The 13,440-nt window shown below is 57.5% G+C and carries 7 protein-coding genes; 3 read left to right on the top strand and 4 right to left on the bottom strand.

Annotated features, from left to right (window positions below):
• Positions 1 to 810: 810 nt before the first annotated feature.
• Positions 811 to 1,209 (bottom strand): hypothetical protein, encoded by a 399-nt coding sequence (locus DJ70_RS16755; RefSeq protein WP_143420957.1) that lies wholly within the window; start codon positions 1,207 to 1,209, stop codon positions 811 to 813.
• Positions 1,210 to 1,346: 137 nt separating this feature from the next.
• Between DJ70_RS16755 and DJ70_RS07130 the strand changes: the two genes are divergently transcribed.
• Positions 1,347 to 4,154, top strand: a complete 2,808-nt coding sequence (locus DJ70_RS07130; protein WP_094531467.1) for a toprim domain-containing protein — start codon at positions 1,347 to 1,349, stop codon at positions 4,152 to 4,154.
• Positions 4,155 to 4,320: 166 nt separating this feature from the next.
• On the top strand, positions 4,321 to 5,571 hold the full coding sequence (locus tag DJ70_RS16750; protein ID WP_143420956.1) for a DNA primase small subunit domain-containing protein: 1,251 nt from the start codon (positions 4,321 to 4,323) through the stop codon (positions 5,569 to 5,571).
• Positions 5,572 to 5,658: 87 nt separating this feature from the next.
• On the opposite strand, the gene DJ70_RS07125 is transcribed toward DJ70_RS16750, so the two are convergent.
• Together DJ70_RS07125 and DJ70_RS16745 are read right to left on the bottom strand one after the other, a co-directional pair.
• Entirely contained in the window at positions 5,659 to 9,540 is a 3,882-nt protein-coding gene (locus DJ70_RS07125) for a type IV secretion system DNA-binding domain-containing protein (protein ID WP_143420955.1), read from the bottom strand.
• Positions 9,541 to 9,620: 80 nt separating this feature from the next.
• Positions 9,621 to 11,834, bottom strand: coding sequence for a PH domain-containing protein (locus DJ70_RS16745; protein ID WP_143420954.1), 2,214 nt, complete (start codon positions 11,832 to 11,834; stop codon positions 9,621 to 9,623).
• Between the two features lie 178 nt (positions 11,835 to 12,012).
• Here DJ70_RS16745 and DJ70_RS07115 point away from each other — a divergent pair, with 178 nt between their 5' ends.
• Positions 12,013 to 12,801 carry a hypothetical protein gene (locus DJ70_RS07115; protein WP_094531461.1) on the top strand — a complete coding sequence of 263 codons (789 nt, stop codon included), beginning with the start codon at positions 12,013 to 12,015 and terminating at the stop codon, positions 12,799 to 12,801.
• A 43-nt stretch (positions 12,802 to 12,844) separates the two neighbouring features.
• Here the strand turns inward: DJ70_RS07115 and DJ70_RS16740 are convergent, their stop codons facing one another.
• Positions 12,845 to 13,384 carry a hypothetical protein gene (locus DJ70_RS16740; protein ID WP_143420953.1) on the bottom strand — a complete coding sequence of 180 codons (540 nt, stop codon included), beginning with the start codon at positions 13,382 to 13,384 and terminating at the stop codon, positions 12,845 to 12,847.
• Positions 13,385 to 13,440 lie beyond the last annotated feature (56 nt).

The following is a 13,440-nucleotide window of genomic DNA, read 5'->3' as shown; positions in this document are numbered from 1 at the left end:
GGGCTCGGAGATGTGTAAAAGAGACCGCCCCACGTACGACGCCCGCCACACACTCGGTTATTGCGTGTGGCGGGCTTCGTACGACCCCGACCAAAACTTCTCACCAACTCTCTCCTACCACGCTCGACACCCCCCAACCCCTTCCCCAGAAAACAAACATTAGTCCACCCCTTCGCCTCACTCTGCAACCACGCCCCTACTCACAGTATCTCGTATTCCCCGTGATTCAAGGATTAAAACTCCAGATAATGTTGGAATACGTCTTGTAATTCCGTTTCAAAACACGGGTCGTTATTCCACCCGTAGGAAATCACCGGGAATTCACCGCGTTCCAACCCCCGGTCTGGCCGCGGCACTCCCGGTCGTGCCGACACGCATCTCACACCGTCGACGATCGCGCACCGGCCACGATCCGCGTCTCGAACACGACCGGGTGAGAAGCATACCTCGGAGAATATCGCATCGTCACTGCGGACTGAATGACCAGTGACGTGTTCCTCACGCACCGCGTGTCGAACCGGGGAGCGACCGTCGATCATTCACCAACGGCACCCTGACCATCCTACGCTAACCCTATGACAGGAAACAGATACGTTCTGGTCTGTGAGAGAGTCAAACCCGCTCGTGACCGCACACCGAACACACGCACTCACCAAATCCAGCACGGATGAATTCAAAATGAATTCGTAACGTACCCCGGCCGGCACCCCCGGCACCACAACAACCAACCCACACCCAAACTACACTGACCAGCGACCCGAACTTCACAAGCACTCCACTGTGAAACACACCTCGACAACCGGTCACCGGTCACCGCCCACCATCATCATACGACACCTCGAACGTCTCCCCACCAACAGTGATCTCATCAACCAACCACCCACGACGAACTGCCTCTCGAACCACCCGTCCAGGTGATGTGAACGCCACCTCAGAATAATCAACATCAAGGAACTCTACAGGACGAACACACCCCACATCCTCTGCCCCGTCCCACCGGTCACGATCCACATCGAACGCTGTCTCTCGAACCGTAGACTCCTGCTGGAGCGATACACCCGTCACCCCGTCAACAACGGACCGGGACACACGGATGACATACCTTGCAGTATGCCGGGTACTGTTCTTTCGGACACCGTCGATGATGAGCTGTTCATCAACACGGAGCGTTGCGTGACTACTATCACTGGCACTGAGTACCGGTATCATATCCTAATATTAACCGAGACCCCGTATAAACGCTTGACATTATCTACCATTCACACGGCTCCGTACAGTCACACGTCACATATTCGCAAATCATTAAGTACACAGCACCGATACGAACAAGACAGAGGCTGACACGTATGCGTACACAGGGAGACGTAGCACCTGACGCGTTCCTACTCGACACCACACCTGACACCGTCGCCGGGAACCGTCACGACACGGACACAGTACAGAACTGCATCGCTGACGCCGTCGAATACTACCACGACAATCTCCCCGGCGAAATCCGCGAACACATCACGGAGAAATGGGGGATCTCGAATGAAATAATCGACACGCGGAAAATCGGGTTCGAAAGCTCCGGGAACGCCGTTATCGAACACCTTGAAAACGCCGGGTACGACCCAGTCACGATCACCCGCGCCGGGATCGGGACAATCCCCGTATTGAAACACGTACTGGAATGCAGCGGGATTTCCGGAGAAAACACAGGCATACTGACTCACCTCGGTACGAGTGACGACATCCCGGACTCGATGCGGGACGAACACGTCGACAGTAACTGCTCGCACACGAACATCCCGGAGCCAATCGACCGGTTAGCGCTCGCCGTTTCAACGAACCGCATCGAACCAGAAACCATTGACGTGGACGCTGTCGTATCGTACTACAACGACCACAGTGACACCGGGGGCGTGTCCGTGTGGTCCTGGTGGGATAACCGCATCATCTTCCCATACCGCGACGCGGACGGTGACTTCTGTTACCTGATCGGTCGAGCAACCGACGACACCGACGATAAAGTGTACAGTAACGGTGTCGTGGACCGGTCCGACCAGGTCTGCACCACGATCGCGGACACGGTACTTGCTGACGCTGCAGTCCGTGACCGTGACGACATCCCGTCCGAAGTCCTCGATGACTTCATCGTACTCCCGCACGCAGTGACACGATTCAATTCACCGTACAAAGACGAGTACGCTGAATTCACGGACACAGTACTGGACGTGTTGGAACGTCACGCTGCGACCGGAGACGTACCGGGTACGGAACTCCGGGAACTCGGTCTGCTGCACGCTCCCGATTCAGCAGCTGCATTACGTGAATCAGGCACAACGCAACTCCACGTCCTACCTCGTGACGTGATCGGGAACAACACGCACGGTAGCGACTCGGCGGAGTTCGAGTACGTGTTAACCCCGCCGGCTGTTGGTGTGAGTCCCGGGACAGCGGTTGACGTAGTGAATCACACGGATGCGGACGTGACCGTGACCTCAACACTTCTCGACACCCCACCTAACCCGGACGGTGACGGTGAGCGTGTTGCGTTACGGGAGTTAGCAGATGATCCTGACAAGTTCAGTGATTCGACGGTCACTGTCCGGGGTGTTGTGACGGAGTTATTCGAGTTAACGGACGCGCAAACAGACTGGATAGCGCAGCGCGGTGTGATCGCTGACGGGACCGGAACTCGACTCTTCACCATCCCTGACCGCGCTATCGATGCTGGTGACGTTACACGCGTCGAACCCGGGTCAGCGTACGAATTCACCGGTGTGACGGGGAACCTGTACGACGGTGACGTGTCCGTTACAGTAACACGTGACTCGACGGTAACGGAACTCACCACGGATGTCACCGGGACGCACCGGATAGACTGCGCGGACCGTGGCCTGCATCGATTCACGATCGACGTGGCCGGTGAACAGCATCACGGGATGTTCACCGTGTTCGATGACGTGCATACTGACCGGCGGTCACCGATCATCGAGGACTGGGTCGGTGGTGAACCGACGTTCGACGTTGACGTGCCGAAATACTTGAAGCAAACAATCGACCGGGAATGGATTAACCGTGACGCGGTTCAGGAACCGATTTTCGGTGTGGAGACCGTTCACGAGGGGAAACCGTTAATCGTGACTGAGGGCGTGACGGATGCGATTATGGCGCATCAACACGGGTTCCCGTGCGTTGCACCCGTGACAACGAATTTCAAGAAACATCATTACGAGGAGATCTGCCAGCACGCAGCGAAAACCAGTGGTGTGTTCGTGGTGAACGACACGGAGATTAACGACGCTGGGATCAACGGTGCGTTACGCACGGCGAAAGTCATTGAGAACGACGGGCACACAGTGAAGGTCGGTGAGTTACCGCTCCCGGACGGTGAACGGAAAATAGACGTGGCTGAATTCCTACGGACACACGATAGTGACGCGTTCCTGGACGTGCTGAATGACGCGGTTGCACCAGAGGACCACGCCGTGTACGACGCGGAACGGCACGACCCGGAGCACCGAACCGGTAGGCAGTCAGGATCGAACGGTGCCGGTGAATCGTCGAACACCAGTACGAGTGATTTCGATGCCGGTGCAAGTACTGGGAACACGTCGGCATTGTTCTCGCTTGAACTCCGTGACGTGATCGATCTCAACTCGCTTGATACCGGCGGGAACGCCGGGTCGACCGTGTACCGCGGCTCGCACCCGATTCAGCATCACGGGGACAGTACCGGGTACTTCGTGATCCGCCGGCAAGACGACGGCGGGATTTCCGCGAAGGACTACAAGATTGAATCCAACGGTGACGGGTACTACTATAACGCGTTGACGTGGCTGGCGACAGCTGCGCAGTGCGACTGCGGTGCCGGGACAGCGTGCGAGTGTACGCGTTCCGTGACGCGGCCAATGGGAGAAATGTCGCACAGCGAGATTTGGTGGGCGTGGCATCACGCGAAAACCGCTGACCACATCCCGATACCGGATGATGACCCGGTGCCGGTGCGAGCGATGTGGTTCCTCGCAGAACACCATAACGTGATCCCGTCGGAGTTCATCCCGGAGACATGGGAAGATGGGAAGCAACTCCCGCAATCAAAGTACAACGAAGTAATCGGTATCATCCGTGACGAGTACGGATTGAATCCGGGGCGGGGGAAACGGTGACTCGACGCCACCGGCACCACTCGACCGGCCTGCACACCGTGCCTTATGTAGCATAGAATCGCTGCTTTCCGCGTGCCGTGTTACATAAGGCACGGGAGTCGAGGTCAGCGGGTTCGAGCGCGTCGCAGCGGACGTTTACCGGTCCGCACGGCGTATCTGTACGTGTATGAGTACCCGAGCGGAGCAAGCAGAAGAATTCGTACACGACACAGTCCAAGCATACTACGACGTGTACACTGACCTCGTGATTGAACAGACCAGGAACGCGTTGCAACGCGACTGGGGATACACACCCCTCGACCGTGACACAGACACCGCCCGTGCCCCGGGACCCGGTGACGAACCCGGTGACGTGTTCAGCATCCCGGACACGAGTCCCGGTCGCTGCGTTCACACTGACCTGCACGGAACCGACGTACTCACCGCGATCTCGACGCGGACTCCAGCCCAGGTACTTACTGCCCCAGTAACCACTTCGAACCACTCACCCGTAGTCCTGCACGTCCCGTATTTCAACTCACGACCGGTCGCACGTGCCTATGAGGTCCTGACGAGCGATCTCGGGTTCGAGGACGTTACAGTGACGTTCAACGGTGCGACGGGGTACACGGTCACTGTCCGTGACGCTGCCACGCGACGGTTAACCCGTGGTGAACGGGAGAGTGTTGCCTCGTACGTCCGCGGTGATCTTGACGCGGATGCTGTAACCGGGCGTGAACACGTCTCGATCCCAGGCAGTGGACCGGAGCGTGTTGAGGAACGCATCACTGTCACGACGCACGGGTGGGGTGACCGGATCCGTGACCGGTGCGGTGAAGTGACTGACAGAGTGACGGCGTCGACGCCCGGGACGCCGGCCCGGCGAGCGGTGATTCGTGATCTTACCGGGTTGCCTGGCGTGTCACCGCGGACTGCGCAGCGTGCGGTGGAATCGATTGCTGGGAACCCGCGCGTGTTCAAAGCCGGGATCGTGGATATGAACGACGCCGTGTACGATGTCGTGCTCGGTGTGGCTGACCGTGTACTTGATGAGCTCGGTGTTCCGGTCCGACTGGCTTCAATGACTGGTCCGGGGATGTACTGCACGGCTCCCGGGTCAGTGAACGCGGCGACTGGGCTGCGAGTGTGCCGCGTTCCCCGCGAACGCCTTCTCGATGCAGAGTTCGATCCGTATACTGACGGGGCTGTACACTGGGAGCGTGTCCCTGGTGTCCCGGGGACGGTACCGGTCGTGCCGACGGACACGGCACCACCGACACTCCCAGTAATCACTGCGCGTGAGGATGGTACTGGTAGTTACGGGGCAGGCGGTGACTGTGTGGTTCCGGTGACGCCCGGGGAGATAGTGACAGTGCCGACCGGGACAGCGGTGTACGGTGCCGCGCAAGGGTACGCGGAGATCGTGGAGCGTCAGTAACCCGCCGCGGTGACAGTCGCGTTCGTCTACCGTGCCGGTACGGTCTGTGGTCCGTGGTGTGCCTGTGTGCCGTGTTACTTGCGTGGATTACCACATCCACGCATCATCATCACCGGTATCTTCCTGACCGTCTGCTTCATCTTCTTCATCCTCACCGGTGTTCTCACCGGTCGTGGTGTCGTCGCTGGTGCTGCTTGTCTCCGCGGTATCTTGCTCAGTATCACTGGAAGTGCCGGTGGTGTTCGTGTCTTGTGAGTCGGTCTCCCAGGAGTCTTCCCGGTCCGGTGACTGTGTGGTCGTATCGTCGTCCTGGACAGGGTCATCGAGCAGTGCTTCGAAGTCCTCGTCAGGAATGGCTAACGCCTCGTCATCATCGCCGTCCTCGCCGGAGTCACTGGGACCGTCCTCGTCACTCTCGGTTTCATCTAACGCAAGAACCGGGTTCGACTCCCCGTCCTCGTCCGCGTCACGGTCACCGTCACTCGCAGTGTTACTGGTCGTGTCGCTGGGTTCGTCGCTCCAATCGTCTTCGTCACGGTCTCCGTCGGCTGGAAGCATCATCTCATCCTCGGTACCAGGTTCGTCACTGGTGTCGACGCTGCCGGGTTCGTCGCTGTCGGTGTCGGTGGTCGTGTCGTCGCTGGTTTCGTGTGCCGTGTTACTGTCACTGGCAGTACTACCGTCACTGGTAGGTGCGGTGATCTGCCCGTCAATCGACACGCCGTTGAAATCCGGTGTTAACTCTCCGGCATCACCGGTCCCGGTCTCGTTCTGCTGATCAGTCGCACCACCGTCCTGCTGACCGGTGCCGGCAGCATCACTCACCGCGCCGGAGTCTGACTCACCGATCACTGACTCCGGCACATCCACACCATCAACACCGGCACCGGTACGGGCCCGGGAACCGTCCTCAGTTGAACCGTCCTCGCCGGAGTCACCGGGACCGTGACTCGACTCGTCACCATCCCGGGACACCACGGTCTCCGTGTCCGCAGTACCGTGCCACCCAGCAACCCGGATCGGTGTCCGAGTCACACCATCATCACCACTCGTGTCCCGTGCAACGTGTTCGTCTTCAACGGTGAACACGCACGGTTCCGCCCCGTCGTCCGCAGCTGTATCGTTCGGTAACACGACCACGCACCAATCGTCGACGGTCGGTCGCCGGTCGAACATGAGCTCCGGAACGAACGGTCGCGTGACGGTACTCCACTCATCCGTGAAGTCACTCTTCGTTTCGTACACGCGTTTCGCCACAGTCCCGTCAGCCTGGAGTTCACGGACGATGTACACACCATTCTCCCGATCTCGACGCATCCACGCCCCGGCACCGGTTTTCGGAACCGTGCGGTCCTCAACAGTACCGGCATTGATGCGCAGGACTTCATCACCGCTGGTGGTCTCTAACACGAATTCATCAGTCGGGTCGACGGTGAACTCGTCACGCTGCACTGCATCAGTACGAGTTCCTCGCCACCGTGTCCGCTCCCCGGTTTTCTCCCGGACTACCGTCCACGTTTCACTGTCGTCCGTAACCGTTAGTTCCTTCGCACCGGTGTACAGGTACCGTGTCCCGTCACCGGTGACGCGTTTACAGAACGCCGGGTCGGTGATACCGCGGATGATTTGCTTCGCAGCACCCTCATCTCGAACGACGAACACGCAGCGACGATCGTCTGCAACGGCTTTCCGCAGGTTCCGGAGTGTCAACGCGAACTTACTGTTCGTGCTCGTCTCCACTTCAACGTATATGTGGTTCCCGTCACTAATCACGGGGAGCGCGTCGTGATGCTCGGCTAACCGTGCTGGGAGTTCTTCCTCGATGTACTGTGTAGCGCGTTGTTTCGCTTGTTCGAACTCGCTGGGTGTCAAGTCACCGTATGACGTGATGTCCCGGTCAATCCCGAGGTCGAGCGTGTCGAGGTTCGGTTCGACTGGTTCTGGGAGTTCAATAACGGCATCCGGGTCGTGTTCCGAGTCGAATCCTTGGTCCGGGACCGTCACGTCACACCGCAGTCGGGTGAACAGGTTCCGTGTTTCCTGGACGAGTAACTGGTGTTTCGCACCGCCTGCAGACGCTGCATCACCCGTACCTGTCCCGCGTGCTTGCGCTCGACCGTCGTCTGTCAGCGAAACAACGACACCGGCGTCGGTTTCTTTCGTTGCGACGCGAGAGTCCGGGAGTTGCACGATCGCTTTCTCAATCTGCCGGGTGCTGAATTCCTCAGCGACCGTGTTCCGGAGTTCTTCGGCCACGTCTTCAACCGGGACGTACTCACCACTCGTCGTTGCTCCGCGGAACAACTCGACGCGGTCAATCGCGGTGAGGTACTCGCTCATATCAATGTCTACTGTCCCGGCTTGCACCGTCCCGGTGCCGCGGACAACTTGCTCGATAATCGTGGATCCGTGCGTGATTCCATGGTCAGGATCCACACCGTATTTCTCCAGTGACCGTTCGACAACACGGTCGACCGCGTCGTATGACCGTAGCTGCGGGTACGGTGCGAGTAACTGTAACCTGACAGGGACGGACGCACCATCTTCATCTGGGAAGTTCACGTACGCGTTGTATTCCGGCATTTGCCGGATGTCTTCCTCGTAAATCCCGTCGAACAACCCGGCGAGATCTTCTGCAGTGTCACTATCTGGAAGCCGACCGACGATTTTCGTGTTCGTGTTCTTTGTCACTGCATCCCGGTGATCCGGTGCGAGTTGCTCCGGGTCCTGTGTTGCAAGTGTCAGCCCGAGCCGGTACTTCCGAGCGTCCTGTAGCATCGTATCAATCGGTGTGGACTCCGGAACCGAGATACCGAGCTCATCAATCGCAAGGAAAAACGGTCGGCGTTCACTCGGAGAGTTCGTCGTCGCAGATCGTGACTCGACAGCGGACCAAACACGCTGCGTGACCGCTGTCCCGATTGCTTTCGAGATGGATTCACCGACCTCGGACTTGTTCGTATTCACGATGATGATCTTCCCATTCGCAACTGCCTCAGAGATATTCACGGATGAATGGGGGTGTGAAATGACTTTCCGACCGATTTTATCCAGAATCCACTTATCTAACCGTCCGATTACTGGTTCAAGATCATCTTCTTCCAACCGTTCAATGTACTTCATATAGTCGCTTATCCACGCATCATCGATGTACGGAGCGAAATCTTCCTGTAGCTCTGGATCGGTCAGTAACCGGTAAATGCTGAGTGGTGTGTAATTCTCATCGGCTTTCACCATACTGTGCTGAACGGCTTTCAGCACGCGTGTCATCCGAGCGTACATATCCTCTTCACCGCCGATCACCTGGATGTTCTGATTAATGATCTTACTGACGCGTGCCTGGTATCGTTCCTCTGGTTCATCATCGTACCGCGGTACATCGAGGAAATTCAACGCCGCGATTTTATCGTACTCACCGGTTGGTGGTGCGATGTAAATCACGTCGTCTAACCGGTGTTCGGGGAGCGCTGCAATAACGTCTTTCCACGTGTCGTTATGCGGGTCAATGAAACAAAACCCGTACCCGGCGTACGCGAACGTGGTTAACATATTCTTGATCGCGGTGCTTTTCCCAGCACCAGTCGTCATAGTGAGGAACGTATGCGTGAATAAATCGTTGAGTTCCACGCCACCGAGATTCGATCTGAGTCCTTTCGAATCGTACTCGTTCCCCAGCCATACGACACTGTTTTCCCCGCGAGCTTGCTTGACTGCTTGTAACTCGATTTGCCTGCGGGCTTCCGGGCCTGCACACACATCACCAGTCTCGGTGAGCGTGGTCGTGTACTCATCGTCGCGTCTGAATTCGTTACTGTTCAGGTACGGTGTACCGAAGTAATTCTCTTCCCACGCCCACCGTTCTGCGTTTGCTGGTGTGTACTGGTGGTCGGTCGAGTCGGAGTCGACGCGTTCACCTAACGGTGACGTGTTACTTCCCGGCGTGGTGTCTCGGTGTTCATCGCTACTCATACGTGCCAGTAGGGGTGCGGGACCGGTAAACGTGTCTTCAAACAGACCGGGTGACAGGAACGACCGGTCCCCCGCCTGGTTTACTGTTGTTCGCGTTGCTCGGTGTAGAGATCAGTGAATTCACCGATACCGTACACCCAGGTCAACGAAACTTCCCGTTCACCACTCCCAGCTGTGTACAGGTTCACCGTCCCGGATGGTGTGTAGAACCATTTCCCAATCGTGTTCTGGAACAGGTTCTTATCCACCTCGTATTTCTCCACATCTCGGTGCTCGTACTGATCAACGTTTTCTCGCACGATTCCTTTCTTGACGTAGATACGTTTGTCCGTAATAACGTGCCACTGCCGGTTACGGCGGAGTTTCTCGTACCACGCGATCACAAGACCAATACTGACAATCATAATCGCGCCGAGAACGAACTCCATCACACCGGTTTGCGCGGCGATCACGGTACCGGCGATACCAGTCATTGAAAGTAACGCAGCGACGACGTACGCTCGTGCGGACACCCACCGTGACTGGTTACTGCAGTACAAGACATCTTCACCTGGACCTAATCGGTCCTGCAGCCACGACGGGTACCACGGTTCACTCTCACCGGTCACGTCACCACTCGACCCGTCCCGTTCTTCCGGACCCTGCCCGTGTTCGTCTTCGTCTCCGTGTTCTTCATACACGGCAGGGTCTCCACGGCCCCGTTCACCGCTCGCAGTACCTGTACTACCCTTAGATCCATTATCGCTGCTCGCAGCTCTGTTTTGCCGTGTCTCAGGCGGCCCGGTCCGGGACTCTTGTACAGCGGCTTCGATCCGCGCTGCAGCATCTCCCGGAACGTCAATCCCGTCAGTCGAAACCGGGTATTGCGCCGGTTTCCAGTCCGCCGGGGTTGGATTAGTAATCGTGTCTGTCGGTGTCGGTGCGGACGGCGGGATTTGATGCCCAGTTGCACTCCGTGACCATTTCACCGGTGCATTCATCCGATCGTCACCGGGTAAGTGGGCTAACAACCCGAGCTCACCACCGGATACATATACCGAGTCGTTTACTGATCGAAGCACACCGTCACGCATCACGTTCCGTAACTCACTCCCTGCCGGGTACTTCGCTTCGAGTGACTGTTCCCCACCGGAGAACTTACTCGTCACAGTCCCGGATACGTCACGGACAATCCGCCTGACCTCATCAGCATCATCACCAACACCAATCACTCGAATCGCGGTTTCGAACCCGTTGTTATTGACACGGTCTTTGATTTTCGCGGTGAAATCCCGTTCACTACCAGTCGGATCGCGTTCTTCTCCGACCATGACGCGTTTCCCTTTCCCGACTTGTTCTTCGATGATCTCCTCGTAATGTGTGCGGTGCGGAGCGTAGTACCACCATTTCGGTGACGCCCAGTTCTCCGATGCCGGGCGGAACACTATCTGCATAATGACGTTATTGTTCCCGGTGGACCGCATTTCACTCAGTACTTCTGAGTACGGATCGGATTTCGAGTTCTGGTAATCGTCTTCTGACCGGATAGCTTCCTCTTCCTCACCTTCCTCGTGCGATTTCAACGGGTACGGACGCGGATGTGTGAGCTCGAATGTTTCCGCTGCGAAGTACGATGCAGCCTCATCCATTACCGGTGGGAACGGGATGTATTCATCGGACAGTGTCACGTCAGGATTGAATTCATCCTCACCGTCCGGGGTGTTCCGTTTAACGTACGCAGAAACGGTTTCAGCATCCCATACGCGTTCAATAGTCGCATCTTGATACTCACCACCGATTTGTTTCTTCACTGTGTCCTCGTAGTCGTCATCTGGGATGAACATATTGAACGTGATTTCATCGTCCACCATCCAAATCTCGAACGACATGATAGGCGACTTGTTTACTCGATGCGGGTACGGGAAGAACGTCCAGTGAATATTCTGCAGCGACGCGATGAATTCCCACATTTCAACACCGGACACGATACTCTCCCCGCCTGGGGATGGTTTAATCCGGAGTAACCGCGGGGTGTCACTACTCGCTACAGCATCCATTTTGACTTCCTGCTGGATTGCGTACCGGTCAGCATCAGTTATTTTTCGAACCGTTGGTTCTGACTGGCGGTTTACAAGCGCTCGGAACCGATCAATCACGTTCGTGGTGACACTACGCTGCGGTGGTGTGTCTACAGTAAGCTCACCACCAGGGTTGAGCTGCTCGTCACCGGTACCGGGCGTGTTGTTCGCGGCGTTACGATTGCCGGGGTTGTTCTCATCCCGATCGTCAGGAGTGTCCGTGTTCGTGTTGTTCATATCACTCGCTCCCATTACGATACACTTCGTCGCCGCGACCGGTAAACCCCCGCACGCACCCCTACCCGACACAACCCACGGCTTCTCTCTCACCACACCGCGTGTGCCGTGTTACGTGTTTGAATCAGACGTGAAATCCTACCCGGGGTTTACCGGTGACCGGCGTTAACAGGCAAGTATGCCGCAGAACACAACAATGCAGTACAGTAACGACGATCTCGAAGCGCTGCACAACGCCGCCCGGACCCGGACAGTCCTGACCGTGATCGCCGCGCAAACCGGTGTGATCGAGAAACCAGAACTCACCGCGAGTCAACACCCGGACGACGCGGACTCGCAGGCAACCACCCGCGTCCATCGGGAAGGCACGACCACCTCGAACATCCGCGCCGTGACCGGGCTCTCGAACGATGAAGTGAATTACGAACTCCGGAAACTCAAAGGCACCACGACAGAAAGCATCACGACACAACTCATCGAAACACGGCAGCAAGGAACCGACGATACCGGGCGGCAACTCCCGAAACTCATCGTCCTGACAGACGCCGGCGAGCAAGCATTCGATCACGGTGTCGTTGAAACCGAATCCCTTGCTACGTCACCCGCTCCGGACTGGCTGCCGGACGCGAGTACAGACGATCAAATCGAAGCGGTCGCTGAACGCCTCGACCAGCACGAAGTACTGCTGAACGAACTCACGCATCACATCGGGTTCGCGTTATTCACCGAGCTGCTCAGCGAAGACATCTCCGCTCCGCAGCACGGCACCCCGGCTGGTGACCGGTCGGACTACCCGGTGCTTGACCGGTCGACGGTCGCTGCTGACCCGGACGCCGCTCAACAGTTCGTCGCCGCGGACGCGTATTCACTCCTCGATGCGTTAGAACGACTCCGAACCGGGCAACGCGCGATGAAGCACGCGCTCGACGATCTCGACGCGGACCCGACGGACTACATCGAACAGTAACCCGCAGTCATTAGGAACACATCGCCACGACACGAAACCGTCGTTACCGGGCGAATAACCCGAGCCGCCAGCCTTTCCGAGCAACGAAGACCACTAACGCGAATCCGAGCAGCATCATTAACGGCGATTCATACAGCAACCAATCGAACACACCGCCAAGATCAATCATCCTCAGCAGAACATTAACCAAGGCAATCCCCCCAACCCCGACCGCGATACGCCACACAGTCACACCAGGGACTAACGTCGCTACAAATACACCACCAGCAGTAAGCGCAGCAATCACTAGGAGAGCAGCCGCTCCACCAAGAATCATCCCGATCGCCTGGCCGAGACCATCGAACTGCCCAGCAACCGTTCCACCGACACTTACCAAGACACCAATCACAGCGGCGATACCAAGCACACCAGCGATGACTCGCCACTTCGACGCGGTACGCCCGGCACGGTGCCGACCGTGACGGTACTGCCGTCGACGCCACGCACCGCGCAGATCACGTACTTTCTCCCGCGCAGCTGCTGCCAGCACGGTCACAGTCTCAACACCAGTGTTCTCACGATCCGGTGACTTCCGATCACTCATCACGTACAGATACGCCGTGCGGACCGGTAAACCCCAGGGGGGTAGGCACGAGTACC

The sequence above is a fragment of the Halorubrum halodurans genome (assembly GCF_002252985.1).
Classification (GTDB): domain Archaea; phylum Halobacteriota; class Halobacteria; order Halobacteriales; family Haloferacaceae; genus Halorubrum; species Halorubrum halodurans.
The sequence above is the reverse complement of the archived record's forward strand: the minus strand, read 5'-3'. Positions and strand labels throughout refer to the sequence as shown.